Here is a 25,439-nt window from a genome sequence, read left to right as displayed (position 1 = left end):
AATTATTTTAATTTTTTAACGTTTCATCTAAAAGGAAAAGGAAATAGAAATTGATAGCTGTTCGATCAATTTCTATTTCCTTTTTTGATCATTTAAATTCTGCCTTACTTTTAATATCATCATATTCTTCGGCAACTTCCTTATTTAAAATATCTTGATAGTCAGGAAGTTGGATATCTTGGCCATATTTATTTTTTAAAGCAGTAGAGACTAAGCGATAAGCAAGGTTAGCATTGCGCGAGAGAAGAGGTCCGTGAAAGTAAGACCCGAAAATATTTTTGTAATGCAGACCTTCTGTACCGTCTTCTTTATTATTGCCGTTTCCATAAATAACTTTTCCCAGTGGTTTTTCATCCTCTGACAGGAAAGTCCGTCCTTGGTGGTTTTCAAAACCATAATAAGTTTCCTTAAATTCCTCATTATAAATTTTGATATCACCAATATAGCGATTATTATCTTGGTTAAGTGTATAGTGTCCCATAACACCGATACCGTTGATCTTTTGACCGTCAGCTTGGATGTAATACTGTCCTAAAAGCTGGAAACCACCGCAGATAGCAAGGCCGACACCTTCATTTTCAATGAAACGGGCAAGATTTTCTTTTTTATTTGGTAAATCTTTAGCGACAATAGATTGTTCATAGTCCTGGCCGCCGCCAAAGAAAATAAGATCATAATGGTGCTCATCGAACGGATCTTCGATAGAGACAATATCAAAAGTCATCTGAGCAGATAATTTTTCACCCACATATTTCATCATCAGTATATTGCCATTATCGCCATATGTATTTAAAAGATTGCCATAGAGATGAGCCACATTTAGAGAATAAGCATAGTCCTGATTTTCAGGAGATTTTAAAGAAGTGTAAACCATTTATTTAGCGCATCTCCTTTCCGACAGCATGTCTGTTGGCTAAAATTTCACGAAATTCTAGCATAGCCGTGTAGGTTGCTAAGATATAAGCATGCTCTGTTTCTTGATTTTCAATAAGCTGCATAATATCTTCTAGTTTTTCTGCCTGTATAATTTTATCCTCATCATAGCCAGTGACGCGCAAGCGGCGAGCGATTTCGGAATGGCGAACACCTCCTGCAAAAATGTGAGGAATATCCATATCTAAGATATTTTCAAAATGAGCATCCCAAATCCAGCTCGTATCGATCCCATCAGCATAATTAGCATTCAGCAGAACAGATAAGGTGAAAGGATAGGGAGCTAATTTGATCATATCGAGAGCCTGACTAGCGCCTACTGGATTTTTGATAAGAACTAGTGTACAGGATTTATCGCCAATTTTAAAGGTTTCCTGACGGCCAAAAACGGCACGGCTTTTATCAAAGCCTTTCTTAATTTTTTCAGGAGGAACTTGGAAAAATTCGGCTACTGAAACGGCAGCTAAGGCATTGTAGATATTGTATAAACCGCCGACATTGATCTTATAGTTTTGCTGATCAATGGTAAACTCGGCGCTTGTATTTGTAATTTTCTTAAGTTCAGTCAGTGAATAGTTTAAAGACGGACGCTTAAAACCACAGTTTTCACAAATATAATCACCTAAGTTAGCATAGGTATTCAGTTTATATTTTAAGATTTTTTGGCATTTAGGGCAAAGTACGCCTTCTGTATTATAATGAGCTGGCTTTAATTTTTCTTTTTTGGTATCAAAGCCATAATAATAAATAGGATTAATCACTTTGGCTGAATTGAAAAGCGGACTGTCACCATTAGCAAGAATAGTGGCTTGAGGCGCTTTTGCGGCACCATCTAAAATCATTTGATAAGTCGTATAAATTTCACCGTAACGATCCATCTGATCCCGGAAAATATTAGTAAAAACAAAAAGGCTTGGTTTTAAGTATTCTGTAATCTTAGGAAGGCTGGCTTCATCAATTTCTAAAACAGCTATTTGTTTGCTGTTCTTGGTCTTTTTAGCTGTTAAAAAAGCAGAGGTGATACCAGTAATCATATTAGCACCGCTGGGGTTCGTAAGAACTTCACCGTAAGCTTCTTTTAAAATTCCGACCGTCAAAGCAGTGGTCAGTGTTTTGCCGTTAGTGCCTGTAATGACAACGATCTCATAATCTTTAGCTAAACTGTTTAAGATATTTTTATCGCATTTCAGAGCGATTTTTCCAGGCAGGGTAGAACCGCGTCCTAATTTACTGAGGATAAAATGGGACGTTTTTCCTGCTAGAATTCCTAGTGTTGTTTTAAAAGTCATGTCTTTATTCTATCATAAAAAAATCAGTTTGCGCTAGAGTAAAATTGCCTGAAAAGTGATATAATAATAAGGTGTGCCATAGACCTCTATATTAATAAAGTGAAAGTTAAATTGTATGAGTAGTTTGTTTAATCTAAGTAACCAATTTTGGGCCAGTTTGTTTGATAGTCCATTAACTATAATAGTACATATCATTGATATTGCTATTGTTTCCTGGGCGATTTATAAATTTATTAAGGCGTTAGCCGGAACGAAGGTTATGTCCTTAGTTCAAGGTGTTGTTCTTTTTGTTCTATTTAAATTTATAGCAGAACTTTTAGGTCTGACAACAATTGCCTTTTTAATGAATCAGGTTATCACTTATGGTGTTATTGCGGGTGTTATTATATTTGCCCCTGAAATACGCTCCGGATTGGAGCGTTTTGGCCGGACACCTCGAACCTTGATCCAGACCCAGCAGCTAAGTGATGAAGAAAAAATTGTTACTTCTTTTGTTAAAGCTGTTAGTTATATGAGCCCGCGCAAAATTGGAGCGCTTGTTTCGGTTGAAGAAACCCAGACCCTAAATGAATATATTTCGACGGGAATTCCTTTAGATGCTGATATCTCAGGAGAATTACTGATTAACATTTTTATTCCAAATACACCATTGCATGACGGTGCTGTTATTGTCAAAGGAAATAAAATTGCGGTTTCATGTGCCTATCTTCCGCTCTCAGAATCAAGCAGTATTTCTAAGGAATTTGGAACCAGACACCGTGCAGCTATTGGTTTATCAGAAGCATCTGATGCTTTTACCTTTGTTGTCTCTGAGGAGACAGGAGCCATCTCTGTAGCTTATAAGGGGGAATTTTTTCACGATTTATCCCTTGAGGCCTTTGAAAAGATATTACGTGAGCACTTTGTAAAAGAAGAAACTAAGAAAAACTGGTTCAAACAATTGTTTGGAGGTAGAAAGCATGGTTAGACGTATTTTTACCAAAAAAATTGGTCTTATTATTGTTTCGGTCTTTTTTGCTGTTCTTTTGTTTTTAACAGCTAATTCTGTTAATTATGGGTCTAAAAATCAGCCTAAAGGTCTCCTGCAGACGTACAGCCATACTTTAGAAAATGTCCCTATTGATATTAAGTATGACAGCGATAAGTTTTTTATTAGTGGCTATTCTTATGATACTGAGGTTTACTTAACCTCTACCAATCGTGTAAAATTGGACTCTGAAATTAATAGCGATACCAGAAATTTTAAAGTGGTGGCTGATTTGACTAAAGCCACTGAAGGGACAAGAAAGTTTCCGCTGGAAGTGAAAAATCTTCCAGATGGAGTAACTGCAGAAACATCGCCGGCTAATATCACTGTAACCGTCGGTAAAAAGCAGACAAAAACCTTTCCTGTTGAGGGACAGGTTTCAGCTAATCAATTAGCTGGCGGCTATCAATTAAAAAATATAAAGACGGGTGTCTCAGAGGTTAAAGTAACAAGTGATGAGGCTACAATCAGCCAAATTGATCATGTTATTGCAGCTTTGCCAGATAATAAAATTTTATCAGAGAATTATAGTGGTTCTGTAACACTGCAGGCGGTCTCAAGCAATGGAAAGATTTTGCCAAGCATTATTAATCCTACTAAAACGCAGCTGAATGTAGAAGTTGCGGAATTATCTAAAACAGTTCCAATCGTCGTAGAATTAACAGGGCAAATGAAGGATAATGTGTCCGATATTCGTTATGAATTAGACACTAAAGGAGCCGTTGTTTTTGGAAAACAAGAAGATCTTGACAAAATCAATAGTATAAAAGTTAAAGTCGATATCTCAGATGTCAGCAAAGATACAACAAAGACTGTTAATCTTTCGGCTGGGAATCACCTTAAAGTCAGTCCAAACAAAGTCTCTGTTAAGTTGACAGCTAAGAAGAAATAATATTATAATCTAAACGAATGTAAAATGGAGGAAGATGCCTAGCATCAAAAAATTATGGGAAAATATTTTGGTACAGATGGTGTACGTGGTGAAGCCAATGTCGAATTAACGCCGGAATTAGCTTTTAAATTAGGACGTTTTGGCGGCTATGTACTCAGCCAGCATGAAAAAGACAAACCGACAGTTTTTGTAGCGCGTGATACACGAATTTCTGGACAAATGCTTGAAAGTGCTTTGGTAGCAGGACTCTTATCAGTTGGTATTGAAGTCTATACGCTTGGAGTTCTTGCAACACCTGGTGTTTCTTATTTGGTTCGAACAGAAAAAGCGAGTGCAGGAGTTATGATTTCTGCTAGTCATAATCCTGCTTTAGATAATGGCATTAAGTTTTTTGGAAGCGATGGTTTTAAATTAGATGATGAGCGTGAATTAGAGATTGAAGCCTTGCTTGATGCGAAAAGCGATCATTTACCGCGGCCAAGTGCTGATGGTTTAGGAAAATTAGTGGACTATCCAGAAGGGGTAAGAAAGTATGAAAAGTTCCTTGTTTCATCGGGAGTAGACCTTGAAGGAATGGCGGTCGCTATTGATGCAGCAAATGGTGCAGCCTTTGCTTCTTCTCGCCATGTTTTTCTTGACCTAAATGCTAATATCACCGTTATAGGCGATGAGCCTGATGGGCTTAATATTAATGATGGTGTGGGATCGACCCATCCAGAAAATTTACAGGCAATAGTTAGAGAGTCTGCTTCAGCTGTTGGACTGGCTTTTGATGGCGATAGTGACCGCCTCATTGCTGTAGATGAAAATGGGGAAATTGTTGATGGTGACAAAATTATGTATATCATTGGCAAGTATCTGTCAGAAAGAGGAGAATTAGCTAAAAATACGATCGTGACAACTGTTATGTCTAACCTTGGTTTTCATAAGGCCTTGGATCGTGAGAATATTAATAAAGAAATTACAGCAGTTGGCGATCGTTACGTTGTTGAGAAGATGCGTAGTTTAGGCTACAATCTTGGCGGGGAGCAATCTGGCCATGTTATTATCATGGATTATAATACTACTGGTGACGGTCAGCTAACAGCGATTCAGCTGACTAAAGTCATGAAAGAAACAGGGAAACCTCTTTCTGAGCTGGCAGCTGAAGTGACTGTCTATCCTCAGAAATTAGTTAACATCCGTGTTGAAAATAGCATGAAAGATAAGGTAATGGAAATCCCTGAGATTGCTCAGATTATTAAAAAAATGGAGACTGAGATGGGAGAGGATGGCAGAATTCTTGTTCGTCCAAGCGGAACAGAACCTTTATTGCGTGTGATGGCAGAAGCTCCCAGCATCGATGAAGTAGATTATTATGTGGATACCATTGCAAAAGTTATTCAAACTAAAATTGGTATTTAAAAATAGAGATGACAATAAAAAAGATTCTATGCTTACAAAAATATAAGCATAGAATCTTTTTTATTTTTAAATGCAGGATGGAAAAGTCCCTCCTTTTGCTAAATAATTGCCCTTCCAGTTTTTGAGGAGCTATCCAAGCAACCACTGTATCTTGCAAGTAAAACGATAAAAATACTTAGAGCTGGGGACTTTTTATACGTAATTTTTACGATTACACTTTTTCTGTGGGTGAGGGTGCAGCCATCATGGCTGTTTCTGTCTCGGCCTCTCCTGATAAAGGTAGCTGTTATTGCTGTCATCTTCTTTAGATATCACGGGCCCTTTTAGCAATTTTTTCCAGCATTTTTTGACGCTGTTTAGCACTGCTAGCTCTTAAATAAGGAAGCGAAGTGCGTTTGCAAGGCTTGATACCGCACATACCTAAGATTTGTCTTTTTAAAACGATACCATAGTCTTGAACAAAAGGCAGAAAGAAAGATGGTGTATTATGTGTTGAGATAATCCAAGCAGTCTTACCCTTGAGATGGCCAACCATCCCTTTTCCTTTGTAAGAGTAAGCAAAGCCAGACGCAAAAACACGATCAATAAAGCCTTTGAGAATAGCAGGCATGCCGCTCCACCAAATAGGAAAAATAAAGATCAAATGATCAGCCCAAGATATTAGCTGACGGTAAGCTTCCATTTCAGCAACTTTATCTAGATCGCGGCGGCGATGCTGATCATCAAAGATAAGGACCGGATCAAATTTCTCTGCATAAAGATCTAAAACTTTAAGATGGTGCTGCGAATTAAGATTGTTTTGAATCTGTTTTAGAATGGCAGCATTAAAACTTTGGTGGCTAGGATGTGCATAAATAATTAGAATGTTCATGACTTTTCTCCTTTAATATAGATAGTAAGCATATGGTCAATAGTAGTTTGGACAGCATGACTGTCAAGATCCTGTCCAATAGGACTATTAGCCAGAATAGCTAGTCCTGAGATAAAACTCCAAAAGTGAAAGAGTGTTTCAGCTTCGCTGTTGTTAAAATGCTCTTCTTTGCGGAGATCTAAAACAATACGTTTAAATTCATCAAATCCCGGCAAATCAGAATCTAACAAAATAGTATCCTGAGTAACTTTCATATACTTGAAAGGAAATTTAATGAAAAGAGCTTCAAAAAAGTAAGGATAACGCTTAGCAAAGGCGATGAAATTAAATCCCATTTGAGTCAGTTGATTTCGAGCTGAAGTTTTCCGATCAATGCCTTGCCTGACCTCCTGATTAAGAAAGACGGACAAATGTGTCAGAACGATTCTTAGATAATTTTCCTTACTTTTAAAATGCCGGTAGGGAGTGCCGTGAGTGACACCGCAGGATTTAGCAACGATTCTCATTGAGAGCTGATCAATACCATGCTCTTTGATTTCTTCAATACCTGTCTGAATTAATCTTTCTTTCAATTGGGCTGTATTGCGTTTCATCCATTTCCTCCAAAAAAGTATACATTGTCCACTTTTTATTAGTATACACTGTCTACTTTTTTCTGTCAAGTCATTAAATCATCACATAATACCCCATTTTGACTTAAAAAGTGATAAAATAAGGACATGTATCAAAAACCTAGATCAGCTTATGTACATATCCCTTTTTGTACACAAATTTGTTATTACTGTGATTTCTCAAAAGTTTTTATTAAAAACCAGCCGGTTGATGCTTACTTAAAAGCCTTAATAAAGGAGTTTAACGATTACTACCAAATTAAAAATCTGCGGACACTTTATATTGGCGGTGGCACGCCGACAGCTATTTCTGCTGTGCAGCTAGATTATTTGCTGACTAATCTGTCTAGGAATCTTAATCTTGACCAGATGGAAGAATTCACCATTGAAGCTAACCCGGGAGATCTGACGCCAGATAAAATAGCAGTGCTGAAGCAGTCGGCTGTCAACCGCATCTCTCTTGGTGTGCAGACTTTCAATGATAAATATCTTAAACAAATTGGACGCGGACACAATGAAGATCAGATTTATGAAAGTATTGCTAGTTTAAAAAAAGCTGGATTTGACAATATTTCCATTGACCTTATTTATGCCTTGCCTAATCAAACTATGGCTGATGTCAAGGAGAATGTTTCAAAAGCCTTGGCACTTGAAGTCCCGCATTTAAGTCTATACAGTTTAATTTTGGAGCATCATACTGTTTTTATGAATAAAATGCGGCGCGGCAGACTCAATCTACCGGCAGAGGACCTAGAAGCTGAAATGTTTGAATATATCATTGGTGAACTTGAACACAATGGTTTTGAACATTATGAAATTTCTAATTTTACTAAGCCTGGTTTTGAGAGTCGGCACAATCTGATGTATTGGGATAATGCAGAATATTTTGGCTGCGGCGCAGGAGCTTCTGGCTATGTCAAAGGTATCCGCTATCGCAATCGAGGCCCTATTCAGCACTATTTAAAAGCTATTGCAGAAGAAGGACATGCTAGGCTTCAAGAAGAAGAGCTGAGCCAGACTGAGAAAATGGAAGAAGAAATCTTTTTAGGTTTACGGAAAAAATCGGGTATTTCTATTAAACGGTTCGAAGAAAAATTTGGCCTGCCTCTGACAGATATATATGGCCAAGTGATTGATGAGCTAAAAAAGGACGGCCTGATTATAGTAGAAAAAGATCAAATGAGAATGAGCAAAAAAGGCCTCTTTTTAGGAGATACTGTTGCTGAAAAATTTATTTTGGAGTAAAAGGAATCATGGGGAAAAAATACAGAACATCTTATCAAATACCTTTTTATGAAAGTGATATTAATCATCATGTCAAACTGCCTCACATTTTATCAATAGCCTTGCAGATAGCAAGTGATCAGTCCGTTGAGCTGGGCTTAGGGGATGAGCGCATTTTTAAAGATTACAATTTAGTTTGGGTTGTTTCCGAACATGAAGTGATTATTGATCGCTTGCCGCAATTTAATGAGATCGTTGAGATTGAGACAGAACCCTTATCTTATAACCGCTATTTTTGCTATCGGGAATTTAGAATTTATGACAAAAAGGGAGAAAAGATGATGACTATTTTTTCGACTTTTGTTCTCATGGATTATGATACACGTAAAGTGCATGAAGTCCCAGAAGATTTAATAGCACCGTATGAGTCTGAGAAGATCAGAAAAATCTTACGAGGACCCAAATATAGAGCACTGGAAAAGGCAGCCGAGACGCTGTATCATGTACGTTACTTTGACTTAGATGTTAATGGCCATGTTAACAACAGCCGCTATCTTGAATGGATGTATGATGTGCTTGATTTTACTTTTTTAAAGACCCACATACCTCAAAAAATTAATCTTAAATATGTCAAAGAAATTCAATATGGAAATGATATTGCTTCACGCTGGGAACAAGATGGCTTGATCACTAAGCATGAAATTACTTCCAACGGACAGCTTAATGCCCAAGCTATTACGCAGTGGGAAGAAGTATAAATGATAGGATTACCCAATGCAAAACAATGAATGGATAGATTGGCTGGTTCGTCTGCAGTCACTGGCTCAGGCAGGTTTAGCCTATGGGAAAGATAAATATGATATTGAACGCTTTGAAGAAATTAGGACTTTGACTGTCAAGATGATGGCATCTCTTTCTGATTTACCTGAAAAGAAGATTAAAAACCTTTTTGCCAATGAGACCGGCTATCAGACACCAAAGATTGATACCCGTGCCGCTATTTTTAAAGATGAAAAGATCCTCCTTGTCCAAGAAAGAGATGGCACTTGGGCTTTGCCTGGCGGTTGGTGCGATGTGGATCAATCGGTGATGGAAAATACTCTTAAGGAAGTCAAAGAAGAGGCAGGATTAGATGCGGTTTTAGATAAAGTCATAGCTATACAAGACAGAGACAAGCACAATCAAGAGCTTTATGCTTATAAGATTTGTAAAATTTTTTCGCTTTGCCATGTGACTGGCGGTGCTTTTACAGAGAATCTTGAAACGATAGCCAGCCGCTATTTTAGTTTGGATAAGCTTCCAGTACTTGCTCAGGCAAAAACAAATGAAGCCCAGATCCAAATGTGCTTTGCTGCTTATCAAACTGATGATTGGAAAACTTTAATAGATTAAAGGAGTTATAAGTATGACATATAAGGGCTACCTGATTGACCTTGATGGAACCATTTATAAAGGGAAGGATAGAATCCCTGCTGGAGAAGATTTTATTAAAAGACTGCAGGAAAGACAAATTCCTTATGTTTTAGTGACGAATAATACAACACGCACCCCTGAAATGATTCAGGAAATGCTGGCAGCTTCTTTTAATATTCAAACACCGCTAGAAACCATTTACACTGCAACTTTAGCGACTATTGATTACATGAACGATATGAAGCGTGGGAAAACAGCTTATGTCGTTGGTGAAACAGGATTAAAGACAGCTGTTGCTGAGGCAGGCTATCTTGAAGACACCGAAAATCCGGCTTATGTTGTGGTTGGTTTGGATACAGATTTGACTTATGAAAAATTAACGCTAGCAACTTTGGCGATCCAAAAAGGGGCTGTTTTTATCGGTACTAATCCAGATCTTAATATCCCGACAGAACGTGGATTGCTGCCAGGAGCAGGTTCTATCCTAACGCTTTTAGAAAAAGCAACACGAGTTAAGCCTATTATTATTGGTAAACCTGAAGCAGTGATTATGAATAAATCACTGGAGCGTTTAGGTGTACAGCGTCATGAAGCTATTATGGTGGGGGATAATTACCTGACAGATATTAGGGCAGGTATTAAAAATGATATGGCTACTCTTTTGGTGACAACAGGCTTTACCAAACCTGAAGAAGTAGCTGATCTGCCTATTCAGCCAGATTTTGTTTTATCGAGTCTTGCGGAGTGGCATTTTGATGAAAAATAATATTTCTTTTGGACTGACCATTCTATTTGTATTAGCTTTTTCTATTCTTGCAACTATTTATTTAGCTTGGCTTTTCTATCCTTTGGAAATTTCTTGGCAGCATTTGGAAACTGCTGTTTCTATGAAGGGGGATAAGATCCAGCATAATTTTAATATTTTGATGGAGTATTTGACGAATCCTTTCCAAAAGACTTTAACAATGCCTGATTTTCCTTCTTCTCAAAGCGCTCTGCATCATTTTGAGCAGGTCAAATGGTTATTTCATTTGGTTCAGCTGCTAACAATCGTCAGCCTGCCTGCTCTATTCTTTTTTTTGAAAAATGTTCTCTTTAAAGGCTTTGGCCTAATCTATCGGCCTCTTTTAAAGATAGTTGCTCTAGCTCCCTTTATTTTGTTGGCTTTAGCCTTTGTCTTAGGTTTTGATCGTTTTTTTACACTGTTTCATCAAGTGCTGTTTGTAGGTGATTCCAGTTGGCTTTTTAATCCTAACACAGATCCAGTGATTACTATTTTGCCGGAAAATTTTTTCCTTCATTGCTTTTTGCTGTTTTTTATTTTGTATGAGTGCTGTCTTTTCAGTTTGTTATGGAAAATGCCTCCTCCAAAAAGTAAGCATTAAGCGGGTCATTTGTGCTTGCTTTTTTACAAACAATTTAAAAATAAGTATATTTTCTAATATTTTGTTGAAATTTTAGAGTTAAGTGTTTAAAATGATAGTGAATTATGGAAAAGGAGCTGTTTGATGTTAGAATTAAAGCAAATAACCAAGGTTTACAGAGTTGCTAATGGTAAACAAACTGTTTTAGATGATATCACTATTAATTTTCGAACAAATGAATTTGTCTCCATTTTAGGGCCATCTGGATCAGGGAAAACAACCTTGCTGAATATTATTGGAGGACTGGATCAATATACTTCAGGCGATTTATTGATCAATGGAAAGTCTACCAAGGATTTTAAGAATAGAGATTGGGATCGTTATCGCAATAATACGATTGGTTTTGTTTTTCAGTCTTACAATCTGATTTCTCATCAAACAGCTCTGGCGAATGTTGAGCTGGCTTTGACATTATCAGGAGTTTCAAGGGAAGAACGTCGCCAGCGTGCTACTGATGCTTTGAAGCGAGTTGGCTTGGAAGAACATATTAATAAAAGGCCCAATCAAATGTCTGGCGGTCAAATGCAGCGTGTTGCTATAGCGCGTGCTTTGGTCAATAATCCAGATATCCTGTTAGCAGATGAGCCTACAGGAGCTTTGGATTCGGATACTTCTGTGCAGATTATGGCTTTACTAAAAGAGATTGCTAAGGAGCGTCTTGTTATTATGGTAACCCATAATCCAGAATTAGCAGAGACTTACTCTAATCGGATTGTCAATCTTTTGGATGGCCGTATTATTGCTGATAGCAACCCTTATCAGGAACAAGATGAGAAAAGTTCAGATGTGCAATTTAAAAAAACGAAGATGTCTTTTGCAACAGCTCTGTCGCTCTCATTTAGAAATCTACTGACAAAAAAAGGGCGAACCTTTTTAACAGCTTTTGCAGGCTCTATTGGAATAATCGGCATTGCCTTGATTTTATCGCTTTCTAATGGCGTACGCAGGTATATCAATAAAATGCAAGAGGATACCCTGGTAGCCTATCCCTTAACCATTGATCGTTCAGCAAGCGGAAATACGTTTAATTTTTCCATTTCTAATGATAATCAGCAGCAGAGAAACAGCCAAAAAAATAAGAAAAAAATTGGAACCAATAACGTGTTAAAGAATATGGTTTCAACACAAGTGGTTGATAACGATTTAAAAGCATTTAAATCTTATATTGAAAAGCATTCGAAAAAATTTAAATCTCTCACTAAAGATATTCAATATTCCTATAATTTAAAACCTAAGGTTTATTCGGCAGATACCTCAAAAGGTGTTAAAACGATAAATCCAAGCAATCTAAGTGATGAATTAAAAGATACAACAGCTAATATCAGAGCTATTGCCTCCAATATTGAAGTTTGGCAGGAATTATCTTCTGATAAAAAGATGATTGACTCGCAATATCGTGTCGTTTCTGGGCACTTGCCGAAAAAATACAACGAAGTTGTCCTAATGGCAGATGATAATAACAAGATTGCCGATTATGTCTTGTATAGCTTAGGGATTAAAAATGTAGATGAATTAAAGTCTAAAAATATCAAAAAAGCTAAATCAAGCAGTTATGCTTATAAAGATTTAATTGGTAGAACCTATAAGCTTGTCATAAATTCAGCTGTTTATCAAAAAGAGTCTGGTGTGTGGATTGATCGTTCTAATAACAATGATTTTATGAAGAAATTGATCAATTCTTCGGAAAATATTAAAATTGTAGGAATTGTCAAACCTAAAGAAGGGACAGGAAGCAACTCTGAAACAGGTGTCGGCTACAGTCAGGATTTAACAAACTATATTTCGCAAAAGATTAATAGCAGCCAGATTGTTAAAGAACAAAGAGCCAATAAAAAACATAATATTTTTACAGGCCAAAATTTTTCAAATGGCAAGAAAGAATTTTCGGTTAATAATCTAAGTAAAGAACAACGCTCAAAACTAGCTTCAATGGCACCAGAAGAGCTAGCTGCCTACGTTAATCGCTACAGTGAAAATGCAAAAGCGACTTATGATGACAATCTTAAAAAAATCGGTGTTATTGATACAGCCAGTCCTGAAAAAATTAATTTTTACACTTCCTCTTTTAAAGATAAAAAATCTCTGAAAAATATTATCAAAGATTATAACAAAGAGATGAAGCGTAAGAATCAACAGTCCAAAGTTCTTAAATACACTGATATGATGGGAGCTTTGATGTCAACTATAACGACTATGGTCAATGGCATTACCTTTGTATTGATTGGCTTTGTTGCTATATCCTTGCTTGTATCATCAATTATGATTGGTATTATTACCTACATTTCAGTGCTTGAGCGGACAAAAGAAATTGGTATTTTGCGTGCAATGGGAGCTTCTAAAAAGGATGTTGTACGTATCTTTACAGCAGAAACGGTTATTGAAGGAGCAATTGCTGGATTGCTTGGTATCTTAATTACCCTTTTACTCAATGCCCCTATCAGTACCATCGTAAAAAATACCGTGCATATTGATAATATTGCCGTACTTCCTTTATGGGCAGCCATAGTTCTCATAGTGATTTCCATTCTTTTAACTGTCTTTGCCGGCCTTATGCCATCACGAGTAGCAGCTCGAAAGGATCCAGTTGAAGCTTTGCGAACAGAATGACGAAAGAAACATAATAGGATTGGAAAAAATATAAACGTAAAGATTCAAATAGCCTGTTAGACAGTTGGCTGTTCTTTCTCATAAAAGACAGCCTTCAAGCGCTTTGTCAAACAGTACGGTTTCCTAAAACGAAAGAGGGCAGGACGAAAGTCCTGCCCTCTTTGTGTATTTCAGGTTTTATAGAAATAAGTTGTGAAATGTTTTCGTAATAGTGCTATAATATATTTGTTATAAAAAATAAAAGCACCGAATCGGTGCTCACTTTTTCAAGTTGGATACGGATAAACCTTATTTTAACTTGCTGTGTTGTTTCGAATGTTTCCAACACAAATATTGTATAATACTTATTGTTTTTTTGCAAGAGATTTTCAAAGGAGAAAATTATGACAAAACCTTATTCTATTGGACTTGATATTGGGACTAACTCTGTTGGTTGGGCTGTTGTGACAGATGGCTACAAAGTTCCTGCTAAGAAGATGAAGGTTCTGGGAAATACAGATAAAAGCCATATCAAGAAAAATTTACTTGGAGCTTTATTGTTTGATAGCGGTAATACTGCAAAAGACAGACGTTTGAAGCGGACAGCTAGGCGTCGATATACACGTCGTAGAAACCGTATTTTATATTTGCAGGAAATTTTTGCTGAAGAAATGGCTAAAGCAGACGAAAGTTTCTTCCAGCGCTTAAACGAATCGTTTTTAACAAATGATGACAAAGAATTTGATTCTCATCCAATCTTTGGGAATAAAGCTGAAGAGGAGGCTCATCACCATAAATTTCCAACAATTTTTCATTTGCGAAAGCATTTAGCAGACTCAACCGAGAAATCTGATTTGCGCTTAATTTATCTAGCTTTAGCGCATATGATTAAATTCCGGGGACATTTCTTAATTGAAGGTCAGCTAAAAGCTGAAAATACAAATGTTCAAACATTATTTGACGATTTTGTAGAAGTATATGATAAGACAGTTGAAGAAAGTCATTTATCAGAAATTAGTGTCTCCAGTATTCTGACAGAAAAAATTAGTAAATCGCGTCGCTTAGAAAATCTTATAAAATACTATCCCACTGAGAAGAAAAACACTCTCTTCGGAAATCTTATCGCCTTGTCTTTAGGATTACAGCCAAACTTTAAAACAAATTTTAAATTATCCGAAGATGCTAAACTACAGTTTTCTAAGGATACTTATGAAGAAGATTTAGGAGAATTACTTGGAAAAATCGGAGATAATTATGCAGATTTATTTATATCAGCTAAAAATCTTTATGATGCTATTTTGCTATCAGGAATTTTAACAATAGATGACAACACGACAAAGGCTCCGTTGTCTGCTTCAATGATTAAACGTTATGAGGAACATCAGGAAGATTTAGCACAACTTAAGAAATTTATCCGTCAGAATTTACCAGATCAATATAGTGAGGTTTTTTCTGATAAAACAAAGGATGGCTATGCTGGTTATATTGATGGAAAAACGAATCAGGAGGCCTTTTATAAATACATCAAAAATATGCTGTCAAAAACAGAAGGTGCAGATTATTTTCTTGACAAAATTGATCGTGAAGACTTTTTGAGAAAACAGAGAACGTTTGATAATGGTTCCGTTCCGCATCAGATTCATCTGCAAGAGATGCATGCTATTTTACGACGTCAGGGTGAATACTATCCATTCTTGAAAGAAAATCAGGATAAAATTGAAAAAATCTTAACGTTTAGAATTCCTTACTACGTTGGTCCTTTGGCGCGAAAAGGTAGCCGCTTTGCCTGGGCAGAATACAAGGCGGATAAAAAAGTTACGCCATGGAATTTTGATGATATTCTTGATAAAGAAAAATCAGCAGAAGAATTCATCACACGCATGACTTTAAATGATTTGTATTTACCTGAAGAAAAAGTCTTACCAAAGCATAGTCTTGTTTATGAAACGTTTAATGTTTACAATGAGTTAACTAAAGTTAAGTATGTCAATGAGCAAGGGAAAGCCATTTTCTTTGATGCCAATATGAAGCAAGAGATTTTTGATCATGTTTTTAAAGAAAATCGGAAAGTTACTAAAGATAAACTTTTAAATTATTTGAATAAAGAGTTTGAAGAATTTAGAATTGTTAACTTAACTGGACTGGATAAGGAAAATAAAGCCTTTAATTCCAGTCTTGGAACCTATCATGATTTGCGTAAAATTTTAGATAAATCATTCTTAGATGATAAAGTAAATGAAAAGATAATTGAGGATATCATTCAAACACTAACTCTGTTTGAAGACAGAGAAATGATTCGTCAGCGTCTTCAAAAGTATAGTGATATTTTTACAACACAGCAATTGAAAAAACTTGAACGCCGTCATTATACAGGTTGGGGAAGATTATCAGCGAAGTTAATCAATGGTATTCGAGATAAACAGAGTAATAAGACTATTCTGGGTTATTTGATTGATGATGGTTATAGCAATCGTAACTTTATGCAGTTGATTAATGACGATTCTCTTCCTTTTAAAGAAGAAATTGCTAGGGCACAAGTCATTGGAGAAACAGATGACTTAAATCAACTTGTTAGTGATATTGCTGGCAGTCCTGCTATTAAAAAGGGAATTTTACAAAGTCTGAAAATTGTAGATGAGCTTGTTAAAGTCATGGGGCATAATCCTGCTAACATTGTTATCGAAATGGCGCGTGAAAATCAGACTACAGCCAAAGGGCGTCGCAGTTCACAGCAACGTTATAAACGACTTGAGGAGGCAATAAAAAATCTTGACCATGATTTAAATCATAAGATTTTAAAAGAACACCCAACAGATAATCAAGCTTTACAGAATGACCGTCTTTTCTTATATTATCTCCAAAATGGCCGAGATATGTATACTGAAGATCCACTTGATATTAATCGTTTAAGTGATTATGATATCGACCATATTATTCCACAATCTTTTATAAAAGATGACTCTATTGACAATAAGGTTCTGGTTTCATCAGCTAAAAACCGTGGGAAATCGGATAATGTACCGAGTGAAGATGTTGTCAATAGGATGAGACCGTTTTGGAATAAATTATTGAGCTGTGGATTGATTTCTCAACGGAAATACAGCAATCTAACCAAAAAAGAATTAAAACCAGATGATAAGGCTGGTTTCATCAAACGTCAATTGGTTGAGACAAGACAAATTACAAAGCATGTTGCACAAATTTTAGACGCTCGTTTTAATACAAAACGTGATGAAAATAAAAAAGTAATTCGTGATGTCAAAATTATCACTTTAAAATCTAATTTAGTTTCACAATTTCGTAAAGACTTTAAATTTTACAAAGTACGTGAGATTAATGATTACCATCATGCGCATGACGCTTATCTTAATGCAGTTATAGGAAAAGCTTTATTAGATGTTTATCCGCAGTTAGAGCCCGAATTTGTTTATGGTGAGTACCCTCATTTTCATGGATATAAAGAAAATAAAGCAACTGCTAAGAAATTTTTCTATTCAAATATTATGAATTTTTTTAAGAAAGATGATATCCGTACCGATGAAAATGGTGAGATTGTTTGGAAAAAAGATGAGCATATTTCTAATATTAAAAGGGTGCTTTCCTATCCCCAAGTTAATATTGTTAAGAAAGTAGAAATACAGACTGTTGGACAAAATGGGGGACTTTTTGACGATAATCCTAAATCACCATTAGAGGTTACACCTAGTAAACTTGTTCCACTAAAAAAAGAATTAAACCCTAAAAAATATGGAGGATATCAAAAACCGACGACAGCTTATCCTGTTTTACTGATAACAGATACTAAACAGCTAATTCCAATCTCAGTAATGAATAAGAAGCAATTTGAACAAAATCCGGTTAAATTTTTAAGAGATAGAGGCTATCAACAGGTAGGAAAGAATGACTTTATTAAATTACCCAAATATACCCTAGTTGATATCGGTGATGGGATTAAACGCCTATGGGCTAGTTCGAAAGAAATACATAAAGGAAATCAATTAGTTGTATCTAAAAAATCTCAAATTTTGCTTTATCATGCACATCACTTAGATAGTGATTTGAGTAATGATTATCTTCAAAATCATAATCAACAATTCGATGTTTTATTTAATGAAATTATTTCTTTTTCTAAAAAATGTAAATTGGGAAAAGAACATATTCAGAAAATTGAAAATGTTTACTCCAATAAGAAGAATAGTGCATCAATAGAAGAATTAGCAGAGAGTTTTATTAAATTATTAGGATTTACACAATTAGGTGCAACTTCCCCATTTAATTTTTTAGGGGTAAAACTAAATCAAAAACAATATAAAGGTAAAAAAGATTATATTTTACCGTGTACAGAGGGGACCCTTATCCGCCAATCTATCACTGGTCTTTACGAAACACGAGTTGATCTTAGTAAAATAGGAGAAGACTAATGGCAGGATGGAGAACAGTTGTTGTAAACACACATTCAAAACTTTCCTATAAGAATAACCACTTGATTTTTAAAGATGCTTATCAGACAGAGATGATTCATCTGTCTGAGATTGACATCTTATTACTTGAGACAACAGATATTGTTTTATCAACTATGCTGATGAAGCGTTTAGTAGATGAGAATATTTTGGTCATCTTTTGTGATGATAAACGTTTGCCAACAGCTATGCTCATGCCTTACTATGCGCGTCATGATTCCAGTTTGCAGCTGAATCATCAGATTTCTTGGGCAGAAGAAGTCAAATGTGATGTTTGGACAAATATTATTGCTCAAAAGATTTTGAATCAATCTTGTTATTTAGGGGCATGTTCTTATTTTGAAAAGTCACAGTCTATTATGGATTTATACCATGCTTTAGAACCTTTTGATCCCAGCAATAGAGAAGGGCATTCTGCACGGATTTACTTTAATACCCTATTTGGCAATGATTTTTCAAGAGAACAAGATAATGATATTAATGCAGGTCTTGACTATGGCTATACTTTACTTTTAAGTATGTTTGCGCGTGAAGTGGTTGTATCTGGCTGTATGACACAGTTTGGTCTCAAACACGCCAATCAATTCAATCAATTTAACTTTGCCAGCGATATTATGGAGCCTTTTCGTCCAATTGTGGATCGTATTGTTTATGAAAATCGCAATAGTTCCTTTATTAAAATCAAACGTGAACTATTCAGTATGTTTTCAGACACTTATCTTTATAATAATAAGGAAATGTATTTAACAAATATTGTCAGTGATTATACTAAAAAGGTAATTAAGGCGCTGAATAATAATGGGAAAGGAGTTCCTGAATTTAGGATATGAGTTACCGATATATGCGAATGATATTAATGTTTGATATGCCAACGGATACTGCGGAGGAACGAAAAACTTATCGTAAATTTCGGAAATTTTTACTGAGTGAAGGGTTCATTATGCATCAGTTCTCAATTTACAGCAAGTTACTTTTAAATAACTCTGCCAATACAGCCATGATTGCTCGTTTGAAGGAGAATAACCCAAAGAAGGGCAGCATCACCTTGCTAACAGTAACTGAAAAGCAATTTTCCCGTATGATTTATCTTAATGGGGAACGAAACAAAAGTATTGCTAATTCAGATTCACGTTTGGTATTTTTAGGGGAGGCTTTTCCTGATGAAACTTAATTTTCCTATATTAGATGAACCAATAGCCCTTGGAAAATCTACCATTCTGGTGTTAGAAGATGTTCAGGTCTTCGCGAAAATGATAAAAAATTTTTATCAATATGAAGAGGGCAGTGAGCTCAAATTATTTGATGCTAAATTGAGAAGCCTAAAAGTGTCTGAGTTGATGCTTGTGACAGATATTTTAGGCTATGATGTCAATGCTCCATCGCTGTTAAAGTTAGTCCATGCTGATTTAGAAAACCAGTTTAACGAAAAACCAGAAGTTAAGTCCATGGTTGAAAAACTGACAAATACTATTACAGAGCTGATTGCCTACGAATGTTTAGAAAATGAATTAGATTTAGAATATGATGAAATTACTATTTTAGAGCTGATCAAAGCTTTAGGTGTCAAAATTGAAACAAGAAGTGATACCATTTTTGAAAAGATGTTTGAGATTCTTCAGGTTTATAAGTACCTAAGTAAAAAGAAAATTTTAGTTTTTATTAATTCTTTGTCTTATTTTAAAACAGAAGAAATAGCACAAATTTTAGAATATATTCACTTGTCTAATATGACTGTTTTGTTTCTTGAACCACATAAAATTGATGGCTTTGCTCAGTATATTTTAGATGAAGATTATTTCTTGATAGCAGAAAGTGACAACTAAATACGAATAACAAGATAGTTCCATAATTTGGAACTATCTTTTATTAGAGATTGACAAATACGTATAATATGTATATAGTTAAAGGAGGAAATATTAGTTGCCCTTAACTGGAAAAGAATTAGCCAAATTGGCCGAAAAAAATGGATGGAAAGAAGTTCGTGTGAAAGGGAGCCATCATCATTTCAAAAAAGATAGGGTACCTTATATTGTAACGATTCCGATTCATGGGAATCAATCGGTTAAAATTGGTCTTGAGAAGAAAATCTTAAAGGATTTAGGTTTGCTATGATAGAGGAGGAAGTCTTATGTTGAAATCATATCCAGCAATTTTCCATAATGATGAAACAGGTGGTTTTTGGGTTGAATTTCCTGAATTTGGCGGTGGTACGCAGGGAGAAGATTTAGAAGAAGCCATGAAGAATGCCCGCCAAATGTTGGAGAGCATACTGGCATCTTACTTAGATGAGGGAATGGACTTACCCCAGCCGAGTGATATTAGAAAGATATCAGCTAAAGATGGCTTTGTTACTATGATTCAGGCCGATCCCAGTCCTTATCTTAGAAACAATAAAGCTATTCGGAAAAATGTGACGGTCCCTGAATGGCTGGTGCGATTGGCTGATCGTGACCAAGTGAATTATTCTGAAGTATTAACAAAAGCTTTGGAAAAGAAATTACAATTATAAAGTAAAAAGTGCCAGAAATGTTGATTTCTAGCGCTTTTTTAGGTATAATATAAATGATTAAAATATTTAAAAAGGAATCATTTCGAAGCTGAAATCTGGCTGAGATGAGTGGCGCGATTACGAAATCTTGAGACAAAAATTGGTCCACGAGGTTTTAGAGCTGTGTTGTTTCGAATGGTTCCAAAACAGAGATTTAACTAATCTAGCTAATCGTGTAGTTTTAGAGCTGTGTTGTTTCGAATGGTTCCAAAACGGCTTCTGCTTTTGTAGTTGCTAAACAAATGTTTTAGAGCTGTGTTGTTTCGAATGGTTCCAAAACTGCACTTTAATCTCGTTAAAAGACTCGGTGGTTTTAGAGCTGTGTTGTTTCGAATGGTTCCAAAACAAGTCAATTTAAATGCGTGCTGAGCTCGGAGTTTTAGAGCTGTGTTGTTTCGAATGGTTCCAAAACAATGCTATCTAACATTTGAGATACCTCTTTGTTTTAGAGCTGTGTTGTTTCGAATGGTTCCAAAACTGATGATGGTCAATAATGAAGCGGAAATCTGTTTTAGAGCTGTGTTGTTTCGAATGGTTCCAAAACTAGCTACGTTTACTTTCTTCTATCTTCTGAGTTTTAGAGCTGTGTTGTTTCGAATGGTTCCAAAACTATGGAACAGGAGCTTACTACAACCTACCCGTTTTAGAGCTGTGTTGTTTCGAATGGTTCCAAAACTACGGTTGCTGAAGATATAATAGACGCTATGTTTTAGAGCTGTGTTGTTTCGAATGGTTCCAAAACATCTTTTTGGGCGAAATCACCGATTACCTCGTTTTAGAGCTGTGTTGTTTCGAATGGTTCCAAAACACTTGGGCCGAAATTGGCGAGGTTGTTGGAGTTTTAGAGCTGTGTTGTTTCGAATGGTTCCAAAACAGTGTTGGCAGATAGTACAGTTGCTTGCATGTTTTAGAGCTGTGTTGTTTCGAATGGTTCCAAAACAAAACAAGTTTGGTAGCCGTGGTGCTGGTAGTTTTAGAGCTGTGTTGTTTCGAATGGCTTACTTGCTTTCAGAGATTATAGAAATTAAAAACTCAGTACGTATTAGTACTGAGTTTTTAAGTGATAACAGTTCCGATAATGTCAATAGTATCATTTTCCTTTAAGATAATGTCGTTATAATCGGGATTGAGCGAAATAAGTCTTATTTCTTTATTTTTGCGATAAAATTTTTTGACATATGCTTCATTATTTACAATAGCGACGATAATTTGCCCGTGATGAATCGTTTTAGTTTTTTTAACGAAGATGAGATCACCATCGTAAAATAAGGGTTCCATACTATTGCCATTGACCCTAAGAGCAATGTCGTGTTCTGGTATTGGTGCTGGATACTGAATCGTTTCTGCTTTTTCATGCCCTACCCAAACACCTGTTCCAGCAGATACTTCACCGTAAAGTATCACATCTTCATACTTGTGGCCTAAAGCCTGATACAAGTCTTTGACTTTTTTGATATTATTGAGATCAATCCTATTTTGATCTTCTAATTCTTTAGCAATAAATGTCTCAACAGCCTTTTGATAGTCTGCTTTAGCATTATCAGACGGTTTGTTTTTTACAGCTGCTGTCTCTTTTTGATCTGCTAGTTGCTGCTGACAGAAGGCAAGAACTTTCTTTTGCCGTTTACTTTCTAATTGTCTGCTAATATTGCTAATCTTTTCAACTGCGAAAGAAGTTGTTTTGGTTGAGAATCTTGGATCTATATCGGATTTTTTCAGGCCAAAGTAATCGGCAAGCTTTTGAACATTTCCGGCTTTAGGCAGGCTTTTTCCTTTGACATATTCATTTAAACTGCTTTTAGGTATCTTTAATAAAGTTGCTAAGTGTGATTGTGTTATTTCATACTCGTCAAGAAGTCCTTGAAGGTTAGCTGAAATAATCTTCATATCTTTTTTATCTTGTGGTGTTAGTTTTCCACGTCCCATAGGTCCCCTCCTTTAGGCTTTAGAACAAATTACCTTTATTACATAATAACGTTTTCAATCCTAAATGTAAATCATTAAAAGAAAAAATTAGAGGAAAATACTTGACTTACGATTTAAAACGAATTATAATATTGTCATTAAAAATAGTTTTCATAAAGCTAAAATTTTGGCTACAATATAAATCTTCACTTAACTTCATTTCATGAATTCAAAATATTAAATCTTCATTCCGGTCAAAATAGTTAGCCCAGTCCCCTTTTTATTGGCTGACTCAGCTTTTGAAAGTTAAGAGTATCACAGATAAGATACTGCTATTTTTAATAAAGAACCTAAATGGTTATAGGCAAAACGTTGGTAGGTGAAAGGGGGATGAGAATTGGACAAATTGACATTGCGAGCTCTTAGGGTAAACTATAGTTTAAGTCTTGAAGAGGTAGCAGATTGTCTAGAGATTCATCCAAATATTCTTCTAAAATACGAAGAGGACAGTTCTGATATCCCTATTCACCTTGCCAATGATTTGGCCGCTTATTATGGTGTTAGCTTAGATTCTATTTTTTTAGGCAAAGCAACCGATTTAAAACAGAAATTCAAAGAGTATAAACGCAAAGATAGCTGTAAAGACTGAGATGTTTTTCGAACCTGCTATCTTATTTATATGCCTCACTTTGGCATTTTTAGATAGCTGCTTTTGGCCTTTAAGTATAGTGATAGATGTGAAATAGTTAAAAAGAGCAGTCTAAAAATATTACGTTTGTATTAAACAATTTTAATTTTATGAGTCATATAAATTGCAATTATGTTATTTATATGATAATATATATTTGGTTAGTATTAAAAAATTAAATTATTTAAAAGGTGATTTAAAATGAAACACAAAGTAGGTAAAGTAACTTTGCTTAGCGGCTTAGCTTTAGCTGCCGCAGTTAGTACAACAACTGTTTTTGCAGATGATATCAATGCTGCTGCTCAGCAAAATGTTGACGCCAACACTGCAGCTGCTAATACTGACAAGAGTGGACAGGCTAGTGCTGATGATACACAGAACAGTAAAGCGGTTAACACTGATACAGCAGCTGCTAAAACTGATAATAAGCAAGAGACAGATTCTCCTATTGTAACAGTTACTGACACGAAGACAGAAGGTCAGACAACAACGACAACTTCACAGGTCGAATCAAAAGCCTTAAATGAAGCAAAAGCTGCTGCAAAAGAAGCTAAGGTTAAAATAACAGAAACAGCTAATCAGCAACAGCCTTCAATAGAAGCTGCAGATGCTGATAATAAGGTGCAGGCACAAGCTATTAATAAAACAGTTTCTGACTACAACAAAGCTAAGGAAGAATACGCTCAGAAACAGAAACAGTATCAAAAAGATTTAGAGGACTACAAGTCTAAAAAAGCGGAATATGAAATTGCTAAAAAGGCTTATGAAGACTATCAAAAAGAAGTAGCAGCTGGTAAAGCAGCTGGCCGAGTGGAAACAGCTCAGTCACTGGTTTTTAGAAGTGAGCCTGAAGCAACGATGACTATTGAAGGTGTCAGCCAATACCTTACAAAAGAAGCTCGTGCAGCTAATAAACCAAAAGATATTCTGGAGCAGTTTAATACTGATAATTATTCTAATTCAGACTATGTCAGTCAAAATCCTTACACTCCTAAAGAAGACACTTGGTTTAAGATGAAAGTTGGCGACCAAATTACGGTTACTTATAATAACATTAAAAATTCAAGCTATATGAATAAGAAAATTTCAAAGGTTGTCAGTACCTATAAGCTAAACAGTACAACTAGCAATGATGGTACGACTCTTGTTGAACTTTTCCATGATCCTACCAAGACTATCTTTATTGGTGCTCAAACAGCTAATGAAGGCCGCAAAGATCAAATTAGCGTGACAATGCAGCTGACTTTCTTTGATGAAAATGGGGATCCTATTAACTTAAGCGGCAACAATGCTATTATGAGCCTGTCTTCACTGAACCACTGGAAAACTGCTTATGGTGACCATATAGAGAAGGTCAATTTAGGCGGCAATGAATTTGTAAAAATTCCAGGTTCTTCTGTCGATCTGCATGGAGACACTATTTACTCAGCTAATGACAACCAATATAAAGCCAATGGTGCAGCTTTTAATGGTGATGGTGAAGATGGTTGGGATGCTATTAATGAAGATGGTTTCCCTAGAGCAGCTACGGCTTATTATGGTGCAGGTGCTATGACCTACAAAGGACAGCCATTTACCTTTTCTGTAGGCGGGAATGATAAGGGAGTACCAACAACTTTTTGGTTCTCAACCAATTCAGTTGTTGCCGTTCCAAAAGATCCAGGTGAAGAGCCAGTTCCGCCAACTGAGCCTAAACTGACAACTCCAAGCGTTACTTGGCATAAAAACTTTGTTGTCCAAACAAGTAAGAAGCCTACGCCGCCAAAGACAACGGGTGAACCACCTAAAAAGCCTACACCAAAGGATCCGGTTAAACCTACTCCTAACGTTCCAGTTAAACCAACTCCAGCTCCTAAATCCGTGAACTACTCAAGACCGGCAATTTTTAGGTCTGCTAAGAAAAATGAGGTGCGAGTGAGAGAGCGCCAATATACTGCTCCGCTTCCTCAAACTGGAGATGAAAAACAATACGGTTTATCTGTCATAGGTTTTGTTTCTGCTTCTTTTGCAGCAGCAACTTTGATGGCAGCTAAAAGACGTAAAAAAGAGAACTAAAGTTATTTTTTAGAAAATAATCGACTGGCTTAAAAGGCTGAGACGCATAGTCTCAGCCTTTTAATATTGATAGATCTGTCTCTCTAATCACTAATTAGCTATTTATCTC

22 protein-coding genes and 1 CRISPR repeat array are annotated in these 25,439 nt (G+C 35.9%); of the genes, 17 read left to right on the top strand and 5 right to left on the bottom strand.

Going from position 1 to position 25,439, the window contains the following annotated elements; translation table 11 throughout:
- Positions 1-88: 88 nt before the first annotated feature.
- Both gatD and murT read right to left on the bottom strand, forming a co-directional pair.
- Positions 89-874, bottom strand: coding sequence for a lipid II isoglutaminyl synthase subunit GatD (gatD, locus tag STRMA_RS04110; protein WP_003080062.1), 786 nt, complete (start codon positions 872-874; stop codon positions 89-91).
- Positions 875-878: 4 nt separating this feature from the next.
- Positions 879-2,222: a lipid II isoglutaminyl synthase subunit MurT gene (murT, locus tag STRMA_RS04105; RefSeq protein WP_003080697.1), complete on the bottom strand. Its 1,344-nt coding sequence runs from the start codon at positions 2,220-2,222 to the stop codon at positions 879-881.
- Between the two features lie 115 nt (positions 2,223-2,337).
- On the opposite strand from murT, the gene cdaA reads away from it, so the two are divergent.
- From cdaA to glmM, 3 genes are read left to right on the top strand one after another with little or no spacing between them, the layout of a single operon-like run.
- Positions 2,338-3,189, top strand: coding sequence for a diadenylate cyclase CdaA (gene cdaA / locus STRMA_RS04100; RefSeq protein WP_003078490.1), 852 nt, complete (start codon positions 2,338-2,340; stop codon positions 3,187-3,189).
- Complete coding sequence (locus tag STRMA_RS04095) at positions 3,182-4,141, top strand: CdaR family protein (RefSeq protein ID WP_003081489.1); 960 nt, start codon at positions 3,182-3,184, stop codon at positions 4,139-4,141. The genes cdaA and STRMA_RS04095 overlap by 8 nt, the downstream gene beginning before the upstream one ends.
- Positions 4,142-4,195: 54 nt before the next feature.
- Entirely contained in the window at positions 4,196-5,545 is a 1,350-nt protein-coding gene (glmM, locus tag STRMA_RS04090) for a phosphoglucosamine mutase (RefSeq protein WP_003079077.1), read from the top strand.
- 304 nt (positions 5,546-5,849) lie between these two features.
- Here the strand turns inward: glmM and STRMA_RS04085 are convergent, their stop codons facing one another.
- Complete coding sequence (locus tag STRMA_RS04085) at positions 5,850-6,416, bottom strand: NAD(P)H-dependent oxidoreductase (protein ID WP_003081576.1); 567 nt, start codon at positions 6,414-6,416, stop codon at positions 5,850-5,852.
- Complete coding sequence (locus STRMA_RS04080; protein WP_003079128.1) at positions 6,413-7,009, bottom strand: TetR/AcrR family transcriptional regulator; 597 nt, start codon at positions 7,007-7,009, stop codon at positions 6,413-6,415. Before STRMA_RS04080 ends, STRMA_RS04085 begins: the two co-directional genes overlap by 4 nt.
- A gap of 126 nt (positions 7,010-7,135) precedes the next feature.
- On the opposite strand from STRMA_RS04080, the gene hemW reads away from it, so the two are divergent.
- From hemW to STRMA_RS04020, 12 genes are all read left to right on the top strand, one after another.
- Positions 7,136-8,272 carry a radical SAM family heme chaperone HemW gene (gene hemW / locus STRMA_RS04075; RefSeq protein ID WP_003082089.1) on the top strand — a complete coding sequence of 379 codons (1,137 nt, stop codon included), beginning with the start codon at positions 7,136-7,138 and terminating at the stop codon, positions 8,270-8,272.
- 8 nt (positions 8,273-8,280) lie between these two features.
- Positions 8,281-9,009: an acyl-ACP thioesterase domain-containing protein gene (locus STRMA_RS04070; protein ID WP_003079854.1), complete on the top strand. Its 729-nt coding sequence runs from the start codon at positions 8,281-8,283 to the stop codon at positions 9,007-9,009.
- A gap of 16 nt (positions 9,010-9,025) precedes the next feature.
- A complete protein-coding gene (locus tag STRMA_RS04065) occupies positions 9,026-9,643 on the top strand; it encodes an NUDIX hydrolase N-terminal domain-containing protein (protein WP_003078676.1) in 618 nt (205 codons plus the stop codon).
- Positions 9,644-9,656: 13 nt separating this feature from the next.
- A complete protein-coding gene (locus STRMA_RS04060; RefSeq protein WP_003081145.1) occupies positions 9,657-10,430 on the top strand; it encodes a TIGR01457 family HAD-type hydrolase in 774 nt (257 codons plus the stop codon).
- Positions 10,420-11,049, top strand: coding sequence for a TIGR01906 family membrane protein (locus STRMA_RS04055; RefSeq protein ID WP_003079633.1), 630 nt, complete (start codon positions 10,420-10,422; stop codon positions 11,047-11,049). The genes STRMA_RS04060 and STRMA_RS04055 overlap by 11 nt, the downstream gene beginning before the upstream one ends.
- A 123-nt stretch (positions 11,050-11,172) precedes the next feature.
- Positions 11,173-13,695 (top strand): ABC transporter ATP-binding protein/permease, encoded by a 2,523-nt coding sequence (locus tag STRMA_RS04050; protein WP_003081956.1) that lies wholly within the window; start codon positions 11,173-11,175, stop codon positions 13,693-13,695.
- Positions 13,696-14,078: 383 nt separating this feature from the next.
- Positions 14,079-18,095 carry a type II CRISPR RNA-guided endonuclease Cas9 gene (gene cas9, locus STRMA_RS04045; RefSeq protein ID WP_003079701.1) on the top strand — a complete coding sequence of 1,339 codons (4,017 nt, stop codon included), beginning with the start codon at positions 14,079-14,081 and terminating at the stop codon, positions 18,093-18,095.
- Positions 18,095-18,964, top strand: coding sequence for a type II CRISPR-associated endonuclease Cas1 (gene cas1, locus STRMA_RS04040; protein ID WP_003081945.1), 870 nt, complete (start codon positions 18,095-18,097; stop codon positions 18,962-18,964). The genes cas9 and cas1 overlap by 1 nt, the downstream gene beginning before the upstream one ends.
- On the top strand, positions 18,961-19,305 hold the full coding sequence (cas2, locus tag STRMA_RS04035; protein ID WP_040841521.1) for a CRISPR-associated endonuclease Cas2: 345 nt from the start codon (positions 18,961-18,963) through the stop codon (positions 19,303-19,305). The genes cas1 and cas2 overlap by 4 nt, the downstream gene beginning before the upstream one ends.
- On the top strand, positions 19,295-19,957 hold the full coding sequence (gene csn2, locus STRMA_RS04030) for a type II-A CRISPR-associated protein Csn2 (RefSeq protein WP_003080535.1): 663 nt from the start codon (positions 19,295-19,297) through the stop codon (positions 19,955-19,957). Before cas2 ends, csn2 begins: the two co-directional genes overlap by 11 nt.
- A gap of 97 nt (positions 19,958-20,054) precedes the next feature.
- The gene (locus STRMA_RS04025; protein WP_003078721.1) at positions 20,055-20,246 is read left to right on the top strand and encodes a type II toxin-antitoxin system HicA family toxin; all 192 of its coding nucleotides are present in this window, start codon (positions 20,055-20,057) and stop codon (positions 20,244-20,246) included.
- A 16-nt stretch (positions 20,247-20,262) separates the two neighbouring features.
- Positions 20,263-20,643 carry a type II toxin-antitoxin system HicB family antitoxin gene (locus tag STRMA_RS04020; RefSeq protein WP_003081342.1) on the top strand — a complete coding sequence of 127 codons (381 nt, stop codon included), beginning with the start codon at positions 20,263-20,265 and terminating at the stop codon, positions 20,641-20,643.
- Between the two features lie 151 nt (positions 20,644-20,794).
- Positions 20,795-21,688: a CRISPR direct-repeat array (repeat unit 36 nt; unit sequence GTTTTAGAGCTGTGTTGTTTCGAATGGTTCCAAAAC).
- Between the two features lie 50 nt (positions 21,689-21,738).
- Here the strand turns inward: STRMA_RS04020 and STRMA_RS04015 are convergent.
- Positions 21,739-22,608 (bottom strand): XRE family transcriptional regulator, encoded by an 870-nt coding sequence (locus STRMA_RS04015; RefSeq protein ID WP_003081678.1) that lies wholly within the window; start codon positions 22,606-22,608, stop codon positions 21,739-21,741.
- 376 nt (positions 22,609-22,984) lie between these two features.
- Here STRMA_RS04015 and STRMA_RS04010 point away from each other — a divergent pair, with 376 nt between their 5' ends.
- A complete protein-coding gene (locus STRMA_RS04010; protein ID WP_040841519.1) occupies positions 22,985-23,236 on the top strand; it encodes a helix-turn-helix domain-containing protein in 252 nt (83 codons plus the stop codon).
- Between the two features lie 240 nt (positions 23,237-23,476).
- Positions 23,477-25,330 (top strand): GbpC/Spa domain-containing protein, encoded by a 1,854-nt coding sequence (locus STRMA_RS04005; protein WP_003082157.1) that lies wholly within the window; start codon positions 23,477-23,479, stop codon positions 25,328-25,330.
- The last annotated feature ends 109 nt before the right edge of the window (positions 25,331-25,439 follow it).

It is taken from the genome of Streptococcus macacae NCTC 11558, from assembly GCF_000187995.2.
Classification (GTDB): domain Bacteria; phylum Bacillota; class Bacilli; order Lactobacillales; family Streptococcaceae; genus Streptococcus; species Streptococcus macacae.
Note: the sequence above shows the minus strand (reverse complement) of the source record. Positions and strands in the feature narration are given on the sequence as shown.